Annotated in this window: 19 protein-coding genes; 7 read left to right on the plus strand and 12 right to left on the minus strand. The window is 64.5% G+C overall.

What is annotated here, in order from left to right:
- Positions 1-33: 33 nt before the first annotated feature.
- Positions 34-1,197 (minus strand): ABC transporter substrate-binding protein, encoded by a 1,164-nt coding sequence (locus tag H292_RS0106500; protein WP_019663127.1) that lies wholly within the window; start codon positions 1,195-1,197, stop codon positions 34-36.
- Between the two features lie 219 nt (positions 1,198-1,416).
- Here H292_RS0106500 and H292_RS0106505 point away from each other — a divergent pair, with 219 nt between their 5' ends.
- The 3 genes from H292_RS0106505 to H292_RS0106515 are packed head-to-tail and all read left to right on the plus strand — an operon-like array spanning position 1,417 to position 4,277.
- A complete protein-coding gene (locus H292_RS0106505) occupies positions 1,417-2,346 on the plus strand; it encodes an alpha/beta hydrolase (RefSeq protein ID WP_019663126.1) in 930 nt (309 codons plus the stop codon).
- Between the two features lie 12 nt (positions 2,347-2,358).
- Positions 2,359-3,960 (plus strand): flavin-containing monooxygenase, encoded by a 1,602-nt coding sequence (locus H292_RS0106510; RefSeq protein WP_019663125.1) that lies wholly within the window; start codon positions 2,359-2,361, stop codon positions 3,958-3,960.
- A gap of 11 nt (positions 3,961-3,971) precedes the next feature.
- Positions 3,972-4,277 carry an EthD family reductase gene (locus tag H292_RS0106515; RefSeq protein ID WP_019663124.1) on the plus strand — a complete coding sequence of 102 codons (306 nt, stop codon included), beginning with the start codon at positions 3,972-3,974 and terminating at the stop codon, positions 4,275-4,277.
- Positions 4,278-4,348: 71 nt separating this feature from the next.
- Here the strand turns inward: H292_RS0106515 and pyrE are convergent, their stop codons facing one another.
- From pyrE to clpB, 6 genes are all read right to left on the minus strand, one after another.
- Positions 4,349-4,888 carry an orotate phosphoribosyltransferase gene (pyrE, locus tag H292_RS0106520; protein ID WP_019663123.1) on the minus strand — a complete coding sequence of 180 codons (540 nt, stop codon included), beginning with the start codon at positions 4,886-4,888 and terminating at the stop codon, positions 4,349-4,351.
- Between the two features lie 57 nt (positions 4,889-4,945).
- The gene (locus H292_RS0106525) at positions 4,946-5,515 is read right to left on the minus strand and encodes a LemA family protein (RefSeq protein WP_020110890.1); all 570 of its coding nucleotides are present in this window, start codon (positions 5,513-5,515) and stop codon (positions 4,946-4,948) included.
- A 66-nt stretch (positions 5,516-5,581) separates the two neighbouring features.
- The gene (locus H292_RS0106530; protein WP_019663121.1) at positions 5,582-6,394 is read right to left on the minus strand and encodes an SDR family NAD(P)-dependent oxidoreductase; all 813 of its coding nucleotides are present in this window, start codon (positions 6,392-6,394) and stop codon (positions 5,582-5,584) included.
- Positions 6,395-6,463: 69 nt separating this feature from the next.
- Positions 6,464-7,399 carry a hypothetical protein gene (locus H292_RS0106535; protein ID WP_020110891.1) on the minus strand — a complete coding sequence of 312 codons (936 nt, stop codon included), beginning with the start codon at positions 7,397-7,399 and terminating at the stop codon, positions 6,464-6,466.
- Between the two features lie 53 nt (positions 7,400-7,452).
- Complete coding sequence (locus H292_RS0106540) at positions 7,453-8,349, minus strand: DUF5666 domain-containing protein (protein ID WP_230621059.1); 897 nt, start codon at positions 8,347-8,349, stop codon at positions 7,453-7,455.
- A gap of 124 nt (positions 8,350-8,473) precedes the next feature.
- Positions 8,474-11,020, minus strand: coding sequence for an ATP-dependent chaperone ClpB (gene clpB / locus H292_RS0106545; protein WP_020110893.1), 2,547 nt, complete (start codon positions 11,018-11,020; stop codon positions 8,474-8,476).
- Between the two features lie 178 nt (positions 11,021-11,198).
- Here clpB and H292_RS0106550 point away from each other — a divergent pair, with 178 nt between their 5' ends.
- From H292_RS0106550 to mraY, 3 genes are all read left to right on the plus strand, one after another.
- Positions 11,199-12,362 (plus strand): globin domain-containing protein, encoded by a 1,164-nt coding sequence (locus H292_RS0106550; protein ID WP_019663117.1) that lies wholly within the window; start codon positions 11,199-11,201, stop codon positions 12,360-12,362.
- A gap of 248 nt (positions 12,363-12,610) precedes the next feature.
- The gene (locus tag H292_RS0106555) at positions 12,611-13,030 is read left to right on the plus strand and encodes a helix-turn-helix domain-containing protein (RefSeq protein WP_019663116.1); all 420 of its coding nucleotides are present in this window, start codon (positions 12,611-12,613) and stop codon (positions 13,028-13,030) included.
- 55 nt (positions 13,031-13,085) lie between these two features.
- The gene (gene mraY, locus H292_RS0106560; RefSeq protein ID WP_019663115.1) at positions 13,086-14,162 is read left to right on the plus strand and encodes a phospho-N-acetylmuramoyl-pentapeptide-transferase; all 1,077 of its coding nucleotides are present in this window, start codon (positions 13,086-13,088) and stop codon (positions 14,160-14,162) included.
- Between the two features lie 6 nt (positions 14,163-14,168).
- Here the strand turns inward: mraY and H292_RS0106565 are convergent, their stop codons facing one another.
- Together H292_RS0106565 and H292_RS0106570 are read right to left on the minus strand one after the other, a co-directional pair.
- On the minus strand, positions 14,169-14,444 hold the full coding sequence (locus H292_RS0106565) for a DUF2277 domain-containing protein (RefSeq protein WP_019663114.1): 276 nt from the start codon (positions 14,442-14,444) through the stop codon (positions 14,169-14,171).
- 30 nt (positions 14,445-14,474) lie between these two features.
- Complete coding sequence (locus tag H292_RS0106570) at positions 14,475-15,050, minus strand: TetR/AcrR family transcriptional regulator (protein ID WP_019663113.1); 576 nt, start codon at positions 15,048-15,050, stop codon at positions 14,475-14,477.
- Between the two features lie 85 nt (positions 15,051-15,135).
- Here H292_RS0106570 and H292_RS0106575 point away from each other — a divergent pair, with 85 nt between their 5' ends.
- On the plus strand, positions 15,136-16,530 hold the full coding sequence (locus H292_RS0106575; RefSeq protein ID WP_019663112.1) for a cytochrome P450: 1,395 nt from the start codon (positions 15,136-15,138) through the stop codon (positions 16,528-16,530).
- Here H292_RS0106575 and dinB read toward each other — a convergent pair.
- The 3 genes from dinB to H292_RS0106590 are packed head-to-tail and all read right to left on the minus strand — an operon-like array spanning position 16,516 to position 20,190.
- Complete coding sequence (gene dinB, locus H292_RS0106580; RefSeq protein ID WP_019663111.1) at positions 16,516-17,724, minus strand: DNA polymerase IV; 1,209 nt, start codon at positions 17,722-17,724, stop codon at positions 16,516-16,518. The two genes, H292_RS0106575 and dinB, sit on opposite strands and share 15 nt — an antisense overlap.
- 35 nt (positions 17,725-17,759) lie before the next feature.
- The gene (locus tag H292_RS0106585; protein WP_020110895.1) at positions 17,760-19,625 is read right to left on the minus strand and encodes a Na+/H+ antiporter; all 1,866 of its coding nucleotides are present in this window, start codon (positions 19,623-19,625) and stop codon (positions 17,760-17,762) included.
- A 31-nt stretch (positions 19,626-19,656) separates the two neighbouring features.
- The gene (locus H292_RS0106590) at positions 19,657-20,190 is read right to left on the minus strand and encodes a GNAT family N-acetyltransferase (protein WP_019663109.1); all 534 of its coding nucleotides are present in this window, start codon (positions 20,188-20,190) and stop codon (positions 19,657-19,659) included.
- Positions 20,191-20,221 lie beyond the last annotated feature (31 nt).

Genomic DNA, 20,221 nt, shown 5'->3' on the forward strand with positions numbered 1-20,221 from the left:
CAGATCACCTCTTCCGTGAACGTTCGGTGACCGTCATTCCGCCAGCAACCCTTCTGCGGTCCCGTCCCACTCGACGACAACTCCCGCCACTCGCTGGTCGTTGCCTTCGAACGTCACCGGTCCGACGGCGCCGTCGAATCCGGCCGTGGCCACGGCGTCGAGACCGTTCTTGATGTCCTCACGCGAGGCGCCGCCCGATTCCTTGATGGCCCTGGCGATCATCCATGCCGCGTCGTAGCCTTCGGCTGCGTAGTTGAGCGGGTTCTTGCCGTATTTGGCGCTGTAAGCCTCGACGAAGGAGACCGAAGACGGTGCGGTCTGAAGGTAGTTGAAGTCCGTCGCCCAGAACATTCCCGCGCCTGCAGGCCCTGCGGGCGCGAGGTTTCCGGCGCCTGCGGCGGGATTTCCGACGGCTGGGCCGTCGAAGCCTGCTTGGCGCAGCTGCGACATCGCGGTGGAATTCTGCGCACCGACGAGGAGGAACACCACGGCATCCGGCTTTTCGCCGACGATCTTGGTGATGGTCGACGCGAAGTCCTGGGTGGTCGACTGCACGCTGGTGCTCGAGAGGATCTCGAGATCCTCACTCTCCTGCAACGCGGGGAGTTGATTCTCGGCGATCTCCGCCAGTGTCGGCTGGCCTGCGTTGTAGAGCACGCTGATTCGCTTGGCGCCGAGGGTCTTCAGATGATCGATCGCCTTGGGGAAGTATGTCTCCTGGGGTGCGGTCGATCGGAACGTGTAGTCGCCGATGACGACACCGGCACTACCGGACTGGGTGAACACGACAGGAGTCTTCGACGACTCTGCTATCGGCGCCACCGCCACGGACTGCGCACCGGACACGGTGCCGAGGATGGCGGCGACGTTCGGGTTCGCGATCCCTTCGGTCACCTGACTCGCGGCTGTCTGGGCGTCGCCTGCGGTGTCGCGACTGTCGAGCTTCAGCGTGGAGTCGCCGAGGAACTTCTGCTCGTTGATCTCTTGGACGGCGAGTTCGATACCTTCGAGCTGGGAACCTCCGACGTACGCGAGCGTTCCGGTCTTGTCCGTCGTGGAGAGCACGGTGATCTCGGCGGGCATCTCCCCCGAGGCTGTTGCACCGGATGGGCCTGACCCACTACATGCTGCCATCGACAGCATGGCTCCGGTCAGCCCGAACAGGACCAGCCTGCCGGGACCCGTGGTGAACTTCATGGCTCCTCCTATTTCATGGCAATGATGCGCATGAACTCGTGATCGCTGTCACAGTAGAACCAAAACGTCCAGTTGTCCAGATCACATTTGAGGACAAAGTCGCAGCAGAAAAAGCCGTGACAACAGATGGTTGCGGCGAATGATTATCAGCGTTTAGAGTGAGGTGTATCACCTGAACGGATGCCGTCCGTAATTAGAACACTCCGAAGGAGTCCTGTCATGGCACTCGACGACGCCACCGCCGCGTTCCTCGCCCAAGCCGCCGAAGGAGGCGGTAAAGCGCTCCACGAGATGACCCCCGACGAGGTCCGCTCGATGAACGACACATTCATCGACCTCTACGGTCCAGGGCCCGAGATGGCGTCGGTCGAGAACCTGACGGTGGAGGCGGCGGATGGACATGCAATTCCGGTTCGCGTCCTGACACCTGACGACAGCCCACGCGGGGTGTTCGTCTACTTCCATGGCGGTGGCTGGGTCGTCGGCACACCGGATCAGTTCGACACACTTGCCAGACGCCTCGCGGTCGAGACCGGGTGCACCGTAGTGCTTCCCGACTACCGACTCGCTCCCGAAAACATCTACCCGACTGCAGCCGACGACGCATGGGATGTTCTGCAGTGGACCGCTTCTCGCTCCGATTCTGCGTTGCCGCTACTGGTCGGCGGCGACAGTTCCGGCGGCAACCTTGCAGCCGTCGTCGCGCAGCGAGCAGTGCGAGAGAACGGCCCGGCCGTCTCGCTACAGGTGTTGGTCTACCCCGTCACCGACCACGATTTCGACAACAGCTCGTACGCCGACCCCGCCAACCAGTTGATGCTCGACAAGACGTCGATGATCTGGTTCTGGGATCTCTACACACCCGATGCCGGAGTACGCCGCAACTGGGACGTGTCACCCTTGCACGCAGAGGACCTGTCAGGAGTGGCACCAGCAGTGGTGTTGCTGGCCGAACACGATGTTCTACGCGACGAAGGTCAAGCCTATGCCGAGAAACTCACCGCCGCGGGCGTACCCGTGGAGGTGAGAGTGTTCGACGGACAGATGCATGGCTTCTTCCAGTTCGTCAACATCCTCCCCGGAGCCGACGCCGGTATCGCGTACGTCGGCGAATCCGTTCGCGCCCATCTCACATCCGTTGTCGCCTGAAAGGAGTGTTCCGTGAGCACAAGCGATTTCGATGCCGTCGTCATCGGCGCCGGCTTCTCCGGCGTCTACATGACGCACAAGCTCGAGTCTCTCGGCCTGTCGGTCCGTGGATACGAGGCCGCAGAAACCGTCGGTGGTACGTGGTTCTGGAACACGTATCCCGGCGCACGATGCGACTGCATCAGCATGGAATACGCGTTCACGTTCTCCCAGGACATCATCGACGAGTGGGAGTGGACAGAACGCTATCCTGCTCAGCCGGAGATCCTGCGTTACATCGACTTCGTCGCCGAGAAACTCGATGTCAAGAAGCACTTTCGTTTCGGAGTACGTGTCGAATCAGCGGTCTGGGACGAGGAGGCGTTACGGTGGACGGTCGGCACCGACACCGGTGAATACGTCACCGCCAAGTACCTGATCACCGCCGCGGGATGCCTCTCGACGTCATCGACACCCGACTTCGCGGGTCTCGACGCCTACGAGGGCGAGACGATCCATACCAGCGCGTGGCCGCGCGACGGGTTCGACTTCACCGGCAAACGGGTCGGCGTCATCGGCACCGGATCTTCTGGTGTTCAGGTGATCCCGAAGATCGCCGAGCAGGCCGAACATCTGACGGTTTTCCAGCGCACACCTGCCTTCAGCCTCGACTGCGGCAATCGCCCATTGACCGAGGACGAGAAGCAGTCCTTTCGAGCCGACATCGAGAACTTCAAGGTCGCATCGAAGGCGTCCGGGGGCGGCCAGCCCGTGGACACATTGTCAGTCAACACATTCGACCACTCCGAGGAAGAGCGATTGGCGGTGTTCGAGGAACGATGGAGTCGCCATCGGGCCATCGATCTCATCGCTGCCTACCCGGACCTGCTCAGCAATCGGCAGGCCAACGACACCATCGCCGAGTTCTTCCGCGGCAAGATCCGATCCGTCGTCGAGGACCCTGAACTTGCCGAGGCACTCTCACCTCGCGAGCATCCCTTGGGGGCCAAGCGAATCACACTCGATACCAACTACTTTCAGACCTATAATCGCGACAACGTATCGCTCGTGAGCGTGAAGGATGCGCCGATCGAAGGATTGACTCCGACCGGGTTGAAGACCGCCCACGACGAATACCCGCTCGACGTCATAGTCTTCGCCACCGGTTTCGACGCCATCACCGGCCCCCTGCTGAAGATCGACATCCGTGGACGCAACGGGAAGTCACTGCAGGACAAGTGGACCGACGGTCCCACCACATATCTGGGTATCGCCGTCGACGAGTTCCCCAATCTGTTCACCTTGACCGGCCCCGGTAGCCCCAACGTGTTGACCAACGTGGTCTGCGCCATCGAACAGCACGTCGAGTGGACAGCGGACACCGTCGCACATCTGGAGTCGATCGGCGCCAGGACATTCGAGGCCGACGAGACCGCAGCAAAGGAATGGACCACGCAAGCAATCGAACTCGCCGACACCACGCTTTACCCCGAGGGCAACTCCTGGTACACCGGCGCCAACATCCCAGGCAAACCTCGCATGATCATGTCCTACGTCGGCGGACTCAACGTCTACCGCGACATCTGCGACGACGTCGCATCCAAGGGTTACGAAGGCTTCACGATCACCCACTAGAAGGAGCTCGAATGTTTCGCATCAGCATCGCCTACAACCACCCCGAGAACCCCGATGCGTTCTTGGCACACTACCGAAGCGTGCATGCGCCACTGACCGCGAAGATGCCCGGCATCATCTCGTTCGAGTGGGGTGTGTCAGAAACACTGGACGGATCCCAGCCTGCACACTTCGTCGTCGGCAACCTGAACTTCCCGTCCAAGGACGACGCCATTGCAGCCCTCGGATCCGAGGAGGGCAAGGCCGGTGCCGACGACATGCCCAACTTCGCCGGAGCGGGCTTCGTCATGGATATGCATGAGGTCGAGGTGGCCTGAGGCGCTCCGCGCCTGGTGGTGTGGTTGGGTGCCCCCTGGGGCGCCTAACCACACCACCAGCGGCGAAGCCGCTACAGACCCAGATCGGCCAAGCCGAGCAGCGAGCGGTATTCGAGCCCCTCGGCAGCGATGACGTCGTCGGCTCCGGTTGCCCGGTCGACTACCGTCGCAACTCCGACGACGACTGCTCCCGCGTCGCGGAGCGCCTTCACCGCAGTCAGCGGTGAGTTCCCGGTCGTGGTCGTGTCCTCCACGACCAACACCCGCTTGCCGACGATGTCGGGTCCTTCGATCTGCCTCTGCATGCCGTGGGCCTTGGCGGCCTTGCGCACGACGAATCCGTCGATCGGGCGGCCTTCCGCGTGGACGATGGACAGCGCGACGGGATCGGCTCCCATCGTCAGGCCGCCGACGGAGTCGAAGTCCCAGTCGGCCACCAATTCGCGCATCAGCGTTCCGATCAACGCGCTCGCGCGGTGATGCAGCGTTGCGCGTCTGAGGTCGACGTAGTAGTCGGCTTCCTTGCCGGATGACAACGTCACCTTGCCGTGGACTACGGCCAGTTCACGAACCAGCTCGGCCAGTTCGGCACGCTGGGCACTGTCGGCCATGTGAGGTTCCCTTCGGTCGATTCAGTCGATGAATCTACCGGCCGGAATCCCACAGGCTCAGGCGGGCACGTCCTCCGGCTTTTCGTCGGCGACGAGGTCGACGTGCTCGACGAACGGCTCGGGCGGAACAACCTTCAGTACCGTGGCCATGGGCTTGGTCGCGAACGAACTACGCAGCTGCGCCAACGCGTACGCATTGTCGTTGTAGACGCGCACTGCGCCGGCGATGCGCTTCTCCGTTGTTTCCAGGTCGCCGGCGGGGCCTTGGAAAGCCCAGTTGGATCGCAACTTGGGGTGGGTGTCGGACTCGGACAGCACTGCGTGCACCGCCGCCGACAGCGCGTTCTCGGCGGCTGCCTGTGCCTGTAGACCGAGGTTCTTGTCTCGTACCGCCTTGGACCACGACCTCGCGCCGACGAGCTGACGAACCAGATCCTGGTCCAGGCCGGACGATTCGACGGCCGCGATGAACGGATCCAGCTGAACGTAGCGACGCTCGAGCTCCACGGTCACCAGCTGCCTGCTCGCGGCCGTGTTCGACCGATAACGCCGCACCCGACGCTCGACGCTCGCCGCGTAGGCGAGAACTGCAAGTACGAGGATCGCCACGATCACGAAAACAGTCACAAGGTCTGAATTTAACGGTGATACTCGAATCGCGCTCGGAGGCTCGCCCATACGCGCCGAAGTCGCCTAGGTTCGGCCGCGACCTCGACCGACCAGATTCGTCAGCTTCCGCACAGCACTCTTGGGGACCTTGGTGCCGAGCGCCGTCAGGACCTTGTACTGCGCGCCCGGCACACTGATGACTTTGCCCTTGCCCAGATCACGCATGGATTCACGCACGACCTGTTCCACGTTCAGCCACATGAACTTCGGGATGCTGGACATCTCGATGCCCGCGCGCTGGTGGAACTCGGTGCGCACGAACCCGGGGCACAGTGCCTGCACCTGGACACCCGTGCCGGCGAGGCCACCGGACAGTCCTTCGGAGAACGAGATGACGTACGCCTTGGACGCCGAGTACGTCGATCCGCGGCCGGACAGAATGCCCGCAACACTCGCCACGTTGACCACGGTGCCTTTCGCGGCAGCAACCATCGACGGCAGCGCTGCTCGGGTCAACTGCATCACCGCGGTGACGTTGACGTCGAGCTGCGCCTGCAGCAGCTCGGGTTCCGCTGTCCAGAACTCACCCGAAGTTCCGAAACCTGCGTTGTTGACGAGAAATTCGACGCCCCGGCTCAGCCGCTCGGCGACGACGTCCCGTCCCGCCTGGGTGGCCAGATCCGCCGGGATGATCTCCGAGTCGGCTCCGAAGCGGACGCGCAGGTCGTCCGCGAGCGAACGCAGCCCCACCTCGTTCCTGGCAACGAGCACGAGGTCGTAGCCGCGAGCAGCGAGGTGAGTGGCGAATCCTGCGCCGAGACCGGACGTCGGTCCGGTGACGAGGGCAACCGGGCGCACGGTGAGGGGGGACGCTGGTTCGATCGGTTCGGCGGTCATGAAACTGAAGGCTACGGTGCGATCGACGTGTTGTGGAGTCCCACACCGCCGAATGTCCGGTCCTGCGGATCAGTCCTGGCGGCGGCGGTCCGAGTCGCGAGTGATGGGTGTCGGACGGCTCGGTGGCCGGGGTCCGGACGGTTGGATGACGGGACCGGAACGCAGCGGCGGCCTGGGCTCGGGACGCCGCACCTCGGGGCGCGCCTGCCGGGGTTCCGGATTCTGGCGGGGTTCCGGGCTCCGACGAGGCTCGGAGCTCTGCCTGGGTGCTGGGCTCTGCCTGGGCGCTGGGCTCTGCCTAGCTTCTGGGTTCTGCCTGGGTTCTGGGCTCTGGCGCCCGACGGTGGTTTCGGGTCGACTGCGCTGCGGAGGGCTGGTTCGAGCGGGACCGGATGGACGTCGGTTGTTGACGGGCGGGAGTACGTGCAGCATCCCGGACAGTCGCGCCACTGCGTCGATGGCGGCGTCCCAGTCGCGTCCGGTGCTGCCGAGCGGCAACGATCCGAGTGTCCAGTCGTTCTCGCTCCACAGCAGGTTCAGGCCGGCCGGAACGGATTCGGTGAACGCAGCCATGCGTTGATCGCACACGCGGCGCGCCACTTCGACGTTCGTCGCGAACACGACACGGGGGCCGATAGACCCGAGCAGCTCCATATCCGAGTCGCGCGGAGGCGGCGTCGACTTCAACCGAAGGTCGATGTCCACGTCGGATCCGACGGGTCGTTGGACTGCAACGATCGTCGACGTCTCCTCGACGTCGAACAGTACGAACTTCTCGCCACGTCGAACTCCGCTCACGAGGTCCACCGCAGTGGTCTGCTCGGGCTTGGCGAGTGCAGCACGCCGGAACTGCAACACGATGTCGTCGTCGGACGCCTCGTACGTGTATCCCTGCGCCTTGGCCCACATCTGCCGTACCCGGCCTACCTGGTCCCGGCGCGAACGGTCGATGTACAGAAGGGCGACCGCACCCAGGAGGGCGATCGCTGCAAGTCCGAACCACATAGCCGTCATCGAGGGTCAGCTTATAGCGTCCAGCGGTTCGGCCTCGTGATGGCTCACCCGCCCAGGTCGGGGGTTTCCACGATGATGTCCGCCGTGATGGCACCGTTCTCCATGGGGCTGCCGTTCACGACGACGAGCGACCCGACCTTCAGCGAGGAGGCGTCGAAGCCGGACAGGGACAGGACCTGCGTCTGCGGGGTGACGAGAACCGTGACGGGGGCGCCGTCGATGCCCTGGATCGTCAGAGTCGGACCGTCGATGGCGGTGATGTTTCCGATCGCCGCGCCGGAGTTCCCCAGAATTTCCGGGATACCTCCCGGGACGAGTCCACCGGGAGCCGACGGTGGCGCGAGGGGCGCCTGGCTCGGCGGGAGCGTGGGGATCGGGGCCAGGCTGGTCGGTGGCCGAACCGCGACGTCTTCGGTGTCGGATCGTTGATTGGTCAACACGAGAATTCCTGCCAGCACGACGACCGCCAGTGCGGCCAGGGCGACCAGCGCGAACATCCACCGCCGCGGCCCCTTCGGCTCGGGCGGAGCCTGATACTCGCCGTACTCGGGCGGAGCCTGGTGTTGCCTCGGGTCGTACGCCGGAAACACCTGGGTCGGGTTGGGCTGCTGGGCTGGGTACTGCTGCTGCGGCGAGTACTGCTGGGGATATCCGTACTGCTGCGTCGGCTGGTCCTGGTAGGGCTGCGCCTGTGGATAGGGCTGTGCCTGCTGATAGGGCTGTGCCTGCTGATAGGGCTGTGCCTGCTGATAGGGCTGGGAATCCGGGTACGGCTGGGAATCCGGGTACGGTTGGGTGTCCGGATATGCTTGCCAGCCGTCGGCGACGTAATCGGGTTCGGGACGATCCGGAGGCGGATTCGCGGTGCCGTCTTCCCACGGCCGGTCGTGGGGTCCTTCCGCGGGCTCCACTCTCGCGCGCTGATCGTCCGGATAACTCATGACACCGAGGGTACGTCCGGCACCTCGCGGGTGACGAACGTCCAGGCGTGCACAGAGCTCCACTCTTGCGCGATATTCACGGAATCCCGCAAATATCGCGCAAGAGTGGAGCGAAATACTCGGTCTAACCCAGTACGAGTGCGTCGCCGTCTGCCGATACGTTCACCGGCACGACGTCACCGTCGCGGACGTCTCCTGCGAGCAGCAGCTTTGCCAACTGATCGCCGATCGCCTGCTGGATCAGCCTGCGCAGCGGACGAGCGCCGTACAGCGGGTCGTAGCCCCGAGCTGCCAGCCACAGCTTCGCCGGCGACGTCACGTCGAGCGTCAGTCTGCGTGCTGCAAGGCGCTTGGCCAGGAAGCCGAGCTGGATGTCGACGATCGATTCCAGCTGATCTTCGGACAGGGCGTCGAACACCACCACGTCGTCGAGGCGGTTGACGAACTCCGGTTTGAACGCGCGCCTGACCGCATCCATGACCTGGTCCTTCGATCCCCCGGCACCGAGGTTCGACGTCAGGATCAAGATGGTGTTCCTGAAGTCGACCGTGCGTCCCTGCCCGTCGGTCAGCCTGCCTTCGTCGAGCACGGCCAACAGGATGTCGAAGACATCGGGGTGAGCCTTCTCGACCTCGTCGAACAGGATGACACTGTACGGACGCCTGCGGACGGCTTCGGTGAGTTGACCGCCTGCCTCGTAGCCGACGTAGCCGGGAGGCGCGCCGACGAGTCGAGCTACGGCGTGCTTCTCGCTGTACTCGCTCATGTCGATGCGGACCATGGCGCGCTCGTCGTCGAACAGGAAGTCCGCCAACGCTTTCGCGAGTTCGGTCTTGCCGACACCGGTCGGACCGAGGAACAGGAACGAGCCCGTCGGACGGTTCGGATCGGCGACGCCGGCGCGAGCACGACGGACGGCGTCGGACACCGCTTGCACGGCGTCCTTCTGCCCGACGACGCGCTTGCCCAACTCGTCTTCCATCCGCAGCAGCTTCGCGGTTTCACCCTCGAGCATGCGGCCTGCAGGAATGCCGGTCCAGGCTGCGACGACGTCGGCGACATCGTCCGGACCGACCTCTTCCTTGAGCATGACGTCGTCCTGCGCCGGAGTTGCCTGTGTCTTCTCGGCAAGCTCCTTCTCGAGCGTCGGGATGCGGCCGTACCGAAGTTCGGCTGCCTTTCCCAGATCTCCGTCGCGTTCGGCACGCTCGGATTCACCGCGCAGGTTCTCGAGTTCTTCCTTGAGGACGCGAACCGAATCGATGGCGTTCTTCTCGTTCTGCCAGCGGGTGCTCAACTGGTTGAGCTTTTCCTGGCCGTCGGCCAGTTCCGCGCGCAGCTTCTCGAGACGAGCCTTCGACGCATCGTCGGTCTCCTTCTCGAGCGCCATCTCCTCGATCTCGAGTCGCCGGACGGCTCGTTCGACCTCGTCGATTTCGACGGGACGCGAGTCGATCTCCATGCGGAGACGCGACGCGGCCTCGTCGACCAGGTCGATTGCCTTGTCCGGCAGGAACCTCGACGTGATGTAGCGGTCGGACAGTGTGGCGGCGGAGACGAGCGCGGAGTCCGTGATGCGCACACCGTGGTGCACCTCGTAGCGCTCCTTGAGCCCACGCAGGATGCCGACGGTGTCCTCGACGGACGGTTCGCCGACGTAGACCTGCTGGAATCGACGCTCGAGCGCTGCGTCCTTCTCGATGTACTTGCGGTACTCCTCCAACGTGGTCGCACCGACGAGCCGCAGTTCACCGCGCGCGAGCATCGGTTTGATCATGTTGCCCGCGTCCATCGCGGACTCACCGGTCGCGCCAGCTCCGACGATGGTGTGGAGCTCGTCGATGAAGGTGATGACCTGGCCGGCCGAGTTCTTGATGTCGTCGAGCACGGCCTTGAGCCGCTCCTCGAATTCACCGCGATACTTCGCACCGGCGACCATCGAGCCGAGGTCGAGCGAGACGACGGTCTTGCCGCGCAAGCTTTCCGGCACGTCGCCGGCGATGATGCGCTGCGCGAGACCTTCGACGATGGCGGTCTTGCCGACGCCGGGCTCACCGATGAGAACCGGGTTGTTCTTGGTGCGGCGGGACAGTACCTGTACGACACGACGAATTTCGGTGTCGCGGCCGATGACCGGATCGAGCTGACCTTCGCGGGCCCGGGCGGTCAGGTCGGTGCTGTACTTCTCGAGCGCCTGGTAGGTGCTCTCGGGATCGGCACTGGTGACGCGCGCGCTGCCGCGGACAGTCTGGAAGGCGTCGCGCAGGTCGTTCGGTCCGGCGCCGTGGCCGGTCAGGAGCTTGGCGACATCGCTGTCACCCGTCGCGAGTCCGACCATGAGGTGCTCGGTGGAGACGTACTCGTCGTCGAGTTCGGTAGCGAGGTTCTGCGCAGCCGTGATGGCCGCCAGCGCTTCGCGACCGAGTTGCGGAGTCGTTGTCGATCCGGTTGCCGACGGGAGTCGATCGACCAGGGTGCGAGCTTCACCGCGCACAGTCGCAGGATCGACGCCGACAGCCTTCAACAGGGGGGAGGCGATGCCGTCGGTCTGATCGAGCAACGCCACCAACAAATGCGCCGGACGGATGTCCGGGTTTCCGGCCGCGGATGCGGCCTGCAGAGCGGCACTGAGTGCGGCCTGCGTTTTCGTGGTGGGGGTGAAACTGTCCACCGGTCACCTGCTTTCTGCTGGGAGAAAATTTGATGTCGGTGGGTACAACGTACCAAGACTTGAGCCTGTTCCGCTCAAGTCTGATTTTCTCAGTTTTCTTCTGTGGCCAGTGGTGTGTAATCGGGATACCCTCGGGCGGTCTACTTTGGAACCGTCTAGCTGCGGCGGAGGTTGATCGATGCTCGATGCACGGGCGATCTCCCTGGTTCGTGCCGGTTTCAAGTCCGTTCTGGCCGCTGAGAACGGTCCGGCACTTCTCGCACGGTCCTTCTACGCCCAGCTGTTCGTCGACCATCCGGAGTTCCGGGCGTTCTTTCCGGCGTCGATGGACCAGCAACGCGACCATTTCGTCCGTGCGCTGGCCTACATCTTCGACAATCTCGACAAGAACGAGCGCGTCGAGTCGTTCCTCCAGCAACTTGGCCGAGACCACCGCAAGCACGGCGTCGACGGCACCCACTTCCGAGCGGGTGCCTCGGCCCTGATCTCGGCGTTCCGCAACTTCGTCGGCAACGAGGTGTGGACGGACGAAGTCGAGGACGCCTGGCATCGGACGCTAGCGCTCGTCACCGACAACATGGCCGTTGCGGCGGACTCGGACGAATTGCCCCCGTACTGGGGCGCCACGATCGTCGAGCATCAACGGGTGCTCGACGATCTGGCGATCATTCGCCTCCAACTGGACGAGGGCATTCACTACTACCCGGGTCAGTACGTGAGCGTGCAGATTCCGCAACGCCCCAAACTCTGGCGGTACCTGTCGCCGGCAATTCCGTGTAATCCGCAGGGCGAGATCGAGTTTCACGTTCGGCGGGTGTCCGGCGGTTGGGTGTCCCCCGCCATGGTGACCGAGTCGGTCGTCGGCGATCGATGGGCCGTCAGCCCTCCTTTGGGTGGATTGCAGATCGACCGAGGAATCGCCGAGGACGTGCTGATGATCGCAGGCGGCACCGGCCTGGCGCCGCTCCGTGCTCAGGTGATGGACATGGCTCGACGCAGCCACAACCCGCGAGTGCACCTGTTCGTCGGGGGCACGTATCCCCGGGATCTGTACGACGCCGAGACCCTGTGGCAGCTATCGCTGTCCAACCCGTGGTTGACGGTGGTTCCGGTGACCGAGGAGGACGAGAATCCGTGGTGGCATTCCGGTCCGACGCCGGAACTGCCGTGGGGCATGCATCATCGGCTGCACGGGTCCATCGGGAAGGTCGTCACGCAGTTCGGCTCGTGGGCGGACCGGCAGATCCAGATTTGTGGTTCGCCGTCGATGGTGCGGACGACGCTCTACGCATTGCGGAAGGTCGGCACCCCGATGGAACACGTGCAGCACGATCCGCTGTGAGCAGTTAACGCTTGGCAAACGGCCTGCGCTCGAACCCGTGCCTCGTCGATCGTTCGAATGACGTGGTCGATGGCGGGGCCGCGCCGGGCTCCGCATTTCTCCGGTCGTCCGATCCGAAAGCAACACGTTCTACCGTTCGTCGCGCCGAAACAGCCAGTCGGCCTGGAATGTGGTTACCTACTCGTTATCGTTTCCGGGCCGCGTCGAAGACGGCCCGGTCATACCGAGAAGGGTGAGAGTAGATCCCGATGCCTGCAGACTTCGCGGCACGGTTGAACAGTCTGTTCAACACGGTGCATCCACCTGGCCGTAAGCCCCACACCAATGCAGAAGTCGCCGATGCGCTCGCCGAGCACGGCCACCAGATCTCCAAGCCGTACATCTCGCAGCTGCGTTCCGGTCAGCGGACGAATCCGTCGAACGACACCGTTGCTGCACTCGCCCGGTTCTTCAAGGTGAAGCCGGATTACTTCTTCAACGACATCTACGCGCGCAAGATCGATCACGACCTCGAGTTGGTGACTCAGCTCGAAGGCTATGGCCTCAAGCGTCTGTCGGCGCGTGCGTTCGATCTGTCCGAGGAGTCACAGAATCTACTGAGCTCGATGGCCGAAAAATTGCGTGCCAGTGAGGGGCTTCCGGAGATTCCTCCGGACAGCACGCGTTGAGTCGGCCGATAACCGGGCAGTAACTGCAGCCAGACGATCAGGGGGATGACACGCGGTGATCTTGATTCTCTTCGCGGGAGGAACAGCTCTCGCGGTGTCGATTCTGCTCACCCCGATGCTGATCCGGCAGTTCTCGAAGCAGGGCTTCGGCCAAGAGATTCGGCTGGAAGGACCGGCGAGCCATCAGTCGAAGCGCGGAACACCGACGATGGGCGGCGTCGCGATCCTCGTCGCGCTGTGGGTCGGATACGGCGGGGCGCACGTGGTCGGCATCGCATACGACGGCGGGGGCCCTTCGGCGTCGGCCTTGCTCGTCCTGGGTCTGACGACGGCCCTCGGCATCGTCGGTTTCGTCGACGACTACACGAGCCTGCGAAACAAGAGGAACCTCGGACTCACCGCGCGCGCCAAGTACGTCGGCCAGATCGGCGCTGCGGTCGTGTTCGCGCTTCTCGTCCTTCGCTTTCCGGACAGCAACGCAGTGACGCCCGGCAGCCGAAACCTGTCCTATGTCCGCGACTTCGCCATCGTGTACATGCCGACCCTGTTGTTCGTCGGCTTCATTTGTGTCCTGGTCGTGGCCTGGTCGAATGCGGTGAATCTGACCGACGGGCTCGACGGCCTCGCCGCGGGATCGATGGCGCTGGCCCTGGGGGCCTACACCGTCGTCACGTTCTGGCAGTACCGGCAGTCCTGCAGCACCGACCCACGCGTCGGGTGTTACGACGTGCGGGATCCTCTCGATCTCGCGATCGTCTGTGCCGCCGCGGCCGGTGCGTGCATCGGCTTCCTGTGGTGGAACGCCGCGCCCGCGAAGATCTTCATGGGTGACACGGGATCGCTCGCTCTCGGCGGTCTGCTCGCGGGTCTGTCCGTGGTCACCAAGACCGAGCTGCTCGCCGTTGCGATCGGCGCGTTGTTCGTCGTCGAGGCTGCGTCCGTCGTCATCCAGGTCGCGATCTTCCGCACCAACGGTGTTCGGGTCTTCCGTATGGCACCGATCCATCATCACTTCGAGCTCGCGAGTTGGCCGGAGACCACCGTCATCATCCGGCTGTGGTTGATGGCAGCCATCGCCTCGGCACTCGGTATGGGTCTGTTCTACAGCGAGTACCTCTCGGCGGTCGGCTGATATCGATCAGCCGGCGGCTTTCGCTGCGATCCGCGCCTGAACTTCCGGGCGACGCAGCGGCGGAACCGTCGGTGGCGGCTGGCGACGCTCGGGAAGCGCGTCGAGCAGTCTGTGAGTGGTCGCGGTGACCTCGGCAACTGCGAGCTCGAATGCATCGCGGGTGGCGTCGGACGTTTTCTGAACGCCACTGACCTTACGGACGTACTGCCGGGCCGCAGCCTCGATCTCCTCGTCCGTCGCGTGCGGTTCCAGCCCGCGCAGGGTGGTGATGTTTCGGCACATACCAGCCACGATAGACTTTTCCGCCGGTCTTCACGTCCTGAGCAGCCCGTCGAGTGCACGCAGGCACAGCGCCTTGACCTCGTCCTCGCTGATGGATCGGCGATCGAGCCAGTCCATGCAGACCGCACGCACGAACGACACCCAACCACGCAGTGCCGTCCGGGTGATCTCGTCCTCGCGAATCTCGGCGGGCAGCGCGGCCAGAATCCGCTGCTGCTGCACTTCCAGTTCGTCGGCGAGGATGGCCTGGATTTCCGCGTCACCCAGCATGGCACCGCGGTTGATGGCCCGGACGCCGTGTTCGTGCTCGACGGTGTAGCGAATGTAGGCGTCGAGGCCGGCCGCGACCTGATCCGCCACCGGCAGTGACGTGTCCGGCGCGGTCGTGTCGAGGATGCGCGCGGACTCGACCTTCAAGATCTCCGCGAAGAAATCTCGCTTCGACGCGAAGTAGTGGTACATCAGGCCCCGGGATACTCCGGCGAGGTCGGCGACCTCCTCGATCCACACCTCGTCGTAGGGCCTGTCGGCGAACAGCTTCGACCCGATGTCGAGTAGTTGCGCGCGCCGCAGGTCAGGGGAGAGTCGTTTTCGAACGCCGTTCATCACCCAGGATGCTACTTGACACGAGTTCAGTAGCGAGTACGTTCACTGTTGTATCCGAGTTCAGTAACGAGCGAAGAGGTCGCACATGGTCGTCGACGTCGGAGTACGCAGCGCAGCGCTCCCCCACCCGCCCCGACGCCTGCCCGTCCTGGGCGACGTCGTCGGCGCCCACGCGTCGAGGCCGGTCCAGGACTCGATGGCACTCGCCGCACGGCTCGGCCCGATCTTCGAGCGGGTCGTCCTCGGTCGCCGCTACGTGCTCGTCTCCGGCGCCGACCTCGCGGGGGAACTGTGCGACGAGTCCAGATTCGTCAAGCACGTGTCCCCCGCGATCGAAGGTCTCAGATCAGTCGGCGGTGACGGACTGTTCACTGCCTATTCTCACGAACCGAACTGGCAGAAGGCACACGACCTCCTGCGCCCCGCGTTCGCTCAGAGCGCCATGCGCGGATACCACGACATCATGCTCGCCGTTGCGTCCGAGCTTGCGGCACACTGGCGTTCGCAGACCTCCGTCGACGTCTCCTCGGACATGACGAAGCTGACGCTGGACACCATCGGACGCACCGGGTTCAGCTACGGTTTCGATTCCTTCAGCCGAAGCAAACCCCACCCCTTCGTCGACGCGATGGTCGGCGTGCTCTCGCACAATCAGCGTCGCGAGATCGTTCCCATCCCCTGGTTGGCGAACCTCGTCTTCAAGAAAGCCGACCGGCGCAACCTCGCGAATCAGCGTTACCTCGAACAGGTCCTCGACGACATCGTGCGCACCCGCCGCGACGAACGTTCCGACCCGGGCGCCCATGCAGATCTGCTCGAGATCATGCTGGACGCCGCGCGGGATTCCGGGAACCCGAATGCGCTGAGCGAAGTGAACATTCGCCAGCAGATACTGACCTTTCTGATCGCAGGCCACGAGACCACCTCGGGGGCATTGTCGTTCGCCCTCTACTACCTCGCGAACAATCCGCACGTACTGGACGCCGCACGCGCGGAGGTCGACGAAGTCTGGGGCGGTGAAGCACCGTCGTTCGAGCAGGTACCCAAGCTGCGCTACGTCCGGCGAGTACTGGACGAGACCCTGCGGCTGTGGCCGACAGCACCTGCCTTCGCGCGGGAAGCCCGGGAGGACACCGTCATCGGCGGTGTACACGAGATGAAGCAGGGCGATTGGGCGTTCGTGCTGATTCCCGGGTTGCATCGCGACCCGGTCTGGGGTGAGAACCCCGAAGTGTTCGATCCAGATCGCTTCGTCTCGGCCGAGGTGCGCTCACGCCCGGGCCACGTCTACAAGCCCTGGGGCACCGGCGAACGTGCCTGCATCGGAAGACAGTTCGCGATCCACGAGGCCGTCCTCGTACTCGGTACGTTGCTGCAGCACTTCGATTTCCAGGCAGATCCGACGTATCGCCTGAAGGTCGAGGAGCGGCTGACGCTGATGCCGAAGGATTTCCGGCTGACGGTGTCAATCCGGAAGTAGCGGCACGGACAGTCCGGAGTCGCGGCCCAGCAACACCCCGCGGGTCAGTGCCTTCTTCCCGAATTTGCTGTGCACACCGTCGAGAGCGATGTCCAACGCCGATGCGCTCGGTGCGCCCTGCACCCCGCTGCGCGGTGGCGCATCGAACTGCAGCTCGAGCTGCTCGGCGCCCGTGCGCTCGATGTTCGCGACGGTCACCCCGACCAGCGTGATGCCCTGATCGGCGATCAGAGGCGCAGCCTCACGCAGCAACGCGAGGGCGGCATCGAGAATGTCCCGAGTGTCCGCTGTTGCCCGGTTCAGTGTGTGCGAGCGCGTGATCTTGGTGAAGTCCGCGAACCGGAGCCGCAGAACGACCGTGCGGCCGGTCCGCTCGGCGGCACGCATCCGCTGCGTCACGCGGTCCACCAGAGCGATGAGCGAGGCCTCGACGTCCTTCGGTGACGTCGGACCACGCCCGAGTGCATGCTGGGCGCCGATCGAGCTGCGTCCACGGTAGGTCTGCACGCGTCGGGGATCGCGGTTGTTGGCCAACGAGTACAGGTGATGCCCCGCGCCCTTCCCCAGAATCGACACGATCGATGCCTCGGACTGCGCGGCGATGTCACCGACGGTCACGATGTCGAAGGCATGCAGCTTCTCCGCCGTCACCTTCCCCACGCCCCACAACCGCTCGATCTTCAGAGGGTGCAGGAACTCGAGCTCACGTCCCGGCTCGACGAGCAGGAGGCCGTCGGGCTTGCCGACTGCGCTGGCGACCTTCGCGAGGAACTTGGTGCTCGCGATGCCGACCGTGATGGGCAGCCCTACCTTCTCCTTGACCTCGCGTCTGAGCCGCTGCGCCACCTGCACCGGAGTGCCGCGGATCTTTCCCAGACCGGTGACGTCGAGAAACGCCTCGTCCACCGAGATCCCCTCGACGAGCGGGGTGGTGTCGCGGAAGATCTCGAAGACGGCCTTGCTCGCCTCGATGTAGGCGTCCATCCGGGGAGGAACGACGACGGCGTCGCGGCACAGTGCCCTGGCCTGCGACCCACTCATCGGGGTACGCACTCCGAAGGCCTTCGCCTCGTAGCTTGCCGCGAGCACGACACCGCCGCCCACGAGGACTGGTCGTCCTCTCAGGCGCGGGTCGTCCCTCTGCTCGACCGACGCGTAGAACGAGTCGAGATCGGCATGCATGATCACGAACATATGTTCGCACGCCGGTCCGACAAGTGCGGATTTTCTCAGGCGGTGACGTGGTGGATGTAGCACCAGCGCCAGTTCTCGCCTGGTTCGGCGGACTCCATGACGGGGTGCGTCGTGGCATGGAAGTGCGCCGTCGCATGTCGCTTGGGCGACGAGTCGCAGCAGGCGACGTTGCCGCATTCGAGGCATTGCCGAAGGGCGACCCATTCCGTCCCCTCGCGGATGCATTCATGGCACGTACCGTCGGACACGTTCTCCGCCACCGGGTATCGGTCCAGTTCCTCGCACCCCGCCCCGGGATGGACGCGCCGCGCATTGGACACCTTGATCTCGCTGCGGTCCTCACCCGCGATGTCGATCATCGACTCCTCGACGTCGAGCATGGCGAGAACCTCGCCGACCACCTCGGACGGGACGGTGCCGGTGCTTCTGATCTCCAGGATCCGCGCGCGCTCGGCCTCGATCATCGTCAGGCGAACCCGCGCGTACAGCTCGCTCGGGGTCTCCTGTTCGGCGGTGGTACCCAGCCGTTCCCACGCCGAGAAATTCCGCTGCTCGACGCGTTGGCGGACCAGGGCTTCCACTCCGTGCGGGTCGTCGTACTCGAGATCGTCCAGTGCCTTCTCCCCGGCCTTCGACGCCTGCTGCAGCAGGGTCGCCCGCGCCAACGCGTCGTCCATCGGGTCCGGCGACGGCACCTTCAACAGACGAGCGAGGACCGGCAACGTGAGGCCCTGCACGAACAGGGTTCCTGCCACCACGGTGAATGCGATCAACAGCAGGATTTCGCGGTACTCGGTCCCCAACGGGATCACGAACGCGGCGGCCAGCGTCACCACTCCGCGCATGCCGGCCCACCCGATCAGAAGCGTGTAGCGCCACGACGGGACCACACCGGTCGACGCGTCGGCGCCGGGGTGAATCAGCGCGAAACGCGCGACGAACACCCACACCATGCGGATCGCGATGACGCCGACGAGTGTCGCGGCGCAGACGGCAATGATCGTCGTCGCGGGCAGAGCACTGGTCCCGACGTCGCGGAGCAGCCACGACGCTTGCAGACCGATCAACAGGAAGACGGCGTTCTCGAGGATGTAGGCGATGGTTCGCCAGTTGATTCGCTCGGCGATTCGAGACTGCGCGGACTGCAGAATGGGCGCCTTGTGCCCCAGCAGAAGCCCGGCGACGACGACGGCGAGCACACCCGACGCGTGCACCTCCTCGGCGAGAAGGTACGCGGCGAACGGGACGATGAACGAAATGGCGGTGTCGAGAACAGGATTGGTCAATCGCCGACGCAGTTTCGCGACGATCACGAAGGTCACCAGACCGATGGCCACGCCCCCGCCTGCGGCCACGAGGAAGTCCAGTCCGACCCGACCGACGTGGACCGAATGTCCGAGGGCGAAGATCGCCGTGCTCAGCGCGACCAACGCGGTGGCGTCGTTGAGCAGGGACTCCCCTTCGAGAATGGTGACGACGCGACGAGGCAGTCCGATGCGGCGGCCGATCGCAGTGGCTGCGACGGCGTCCGGAGGCGCGACGACGGCACCGATCGCCAACGCCGCCGGCCACGAGATGCCGGGGAGGAGTGCATGTACGACGGCACCGATGCCGAAGGTCGTCGCGATCACCAGAACGATCGACAGCAGCAGGATCGACCGTCGGTTGGCATTGAAGTCGACCAACGACGATTGAATTGCCGTGGCGTACAGCAGCGGCGGCAGCAGTCCGAGAAGCACCACCTCCGGTTCGAGGTGGATCTCGGGGACTCCGGGAACGTACGACGCCGCAGCCCCCACGAGAATCAGCAGCAGGGGCGCCGGGACGTCGAGTCGTTCGGCGAGTGCCGCGACCGCGAGGACACCGATCGCGAGCACGACGAGCAGGACAGCAATCTCCATGAGGAGATTGTGCTCCCGGCGTCGTCGTCCGTCAGACGCGGTCCAGGCGCTGCACGTAGTGCAGTGGTGGGTCGATCGGATTGTCCGCGTCCAGCTGCGCTTCGCCGATACGGCGAAACCCGGCCTTCTCCAACGCTCGCCACGACTGACGGTTGCCCGCGACGACCGGAACGATGATGCTGTTCGACGAGGGATAGGCCCGGAAGGTGTCCTCCGCGAACGCCGCGATCAGTCGCGTTCCTCGGCCTCGATGGATCTCGGACACCTCACCGATGAGGTAGTCGATCGTGGTGGCCTCGGGCGGCATGTCGATGTACGCGGCGATCGCCGCGAGGTCTTCGGGGTAGTCGGCCCATCTGCAGCGTTGAACCAGCGCGAACGGCGCGCCGTCCTCGAAGGCCAGCAGATCCTGCGCAGGCTCCTCGCCGCGCGCCACGGGACCGAAGTCTCGTTCCACCGCGGCGACGGAGGAGTCCTGATTCCACCACCGCGCAACGTGGGGATGCGACAGCCACTGCCCGATCAGCGGGAAGTCCGCGTCGACGACGCGTCGGAACGTGATCACGAACCGTGACGGTAATCCGAACTCGTCGCCG

The organism is Rhodococcus sp. 114MFTsu3.1 (genome assembly GCF_000383555.1).
In the GTDB taxonomy this organism is placed as follows: domain Bacteria; phylum Actinomycetota; class Actinomycetes; order Mycobacteriales; family Mycobacteriaceae; genus Rhodococcoides; species Rhodococcoides fascians_E.

Excerpts from the sequence above, each read along its gene's own strand:
- pyrE (WP_019663123.1), bottom strand. The coding sequence starts at position 4,888 with ATGGCCGACAGTGCCCAGCGTGCCGAACTGGCCGAGCTGGTTCGTGAA.
- H292_RS0106565 (WP_019663114.1), bottom strand. The coding sequence starts at position 14,444 with ATGTGCCGAAACATCACCACCCTGCGCGGGCTGGAACCGCACGCGACG.
- H292_RS0106555 (WP_019663116.1), top strand. The coding sequence starts at position 12,611 with ATGCCTGCAGACTTCGCGGCACGGTTGAACAGTCTGTTCAACACGGTG.
- H292_RS0106515 (WP_019663124.1), top strand. The coding sequence starts at position 3,972 with ATGTTTCGCATCAGCATCGCCTACAACCACCCCGAGAACCCCGATGCG.
- dinB (WP_019663111.1), bottom strand. The coding sequence starts at position 17,724 with ATGTTCGTGATCATGCATGCCGATCTCGACTCGTTCTACGCGTCGGTC.
- H292_RS0106535 (WP_020110891.1), bottom strand. The coding sequence starts at position 7,399 with ATGTGGTTCGGACTTGCAGCGATCGCCCTCCTGGGTGCGGTCGCCCTT.
- H292_RS0106585 (WP_020110895.1), bottom strand. The coding sequence starts at position 19,625 with ATGGAGATTGCTGTCCTGCTCGTCGTGCTCGCGATCGGTGTCCTCGCG.
- H292_RS0106540 (WP_230621059.1), bottom strand. The coding sequence starts at position 8,349 with ATGAGTTATCCGGACGATCAGCGCGCGAGAGTGGAGCCCGCGGAAGGA.
- H292_RS0106505 (WP_019663126.1), top strand. The coding sequence starts at position 1,417 with ATGGCACTCGACGACGCCACCGCCGCGTTCCTCGCCCAAGCCGCCGAA.
- H292_RS0106500 (WP_019663127.1), bottom strand. The coding sequence starts at position 1,197 with ATGAAGTTCACCACGGGTCCCGGCAGGCTGGTCCTGTTCGGGCTGACC.
- H292_RS0106530 (WP_019663121.1), bottom strand. The coding sequence starts at position 6,394 with ATGACCGCCGAACCGATCGAACCAGCGTCCCCCCTCACCGTGCGCCCG.
- H292_RS0106550 (WP_019663117.1), top strand. The coding sequence starts at position 11,199 with ATGCTCGATGCACGGGCGATCTCCCTGGTTCGTGCCGGTTTCAAGTCC.
- H292_RS0106575 (WP_019663112.1), top strand. The coding sequence starts at position 15,136 with ATGGTCGTCGACGTCGGAGTACGCAGCGCAGCGCTCCCCCACCCGCCC.
- H292_RS0106570 (WP_019663113.1), bottom strand. The coding sequence starts at position 15,050 with ATGAACGGCGTTCGAAAACGACTCTCCCCTGACCTGCGGCGCGCGCAA.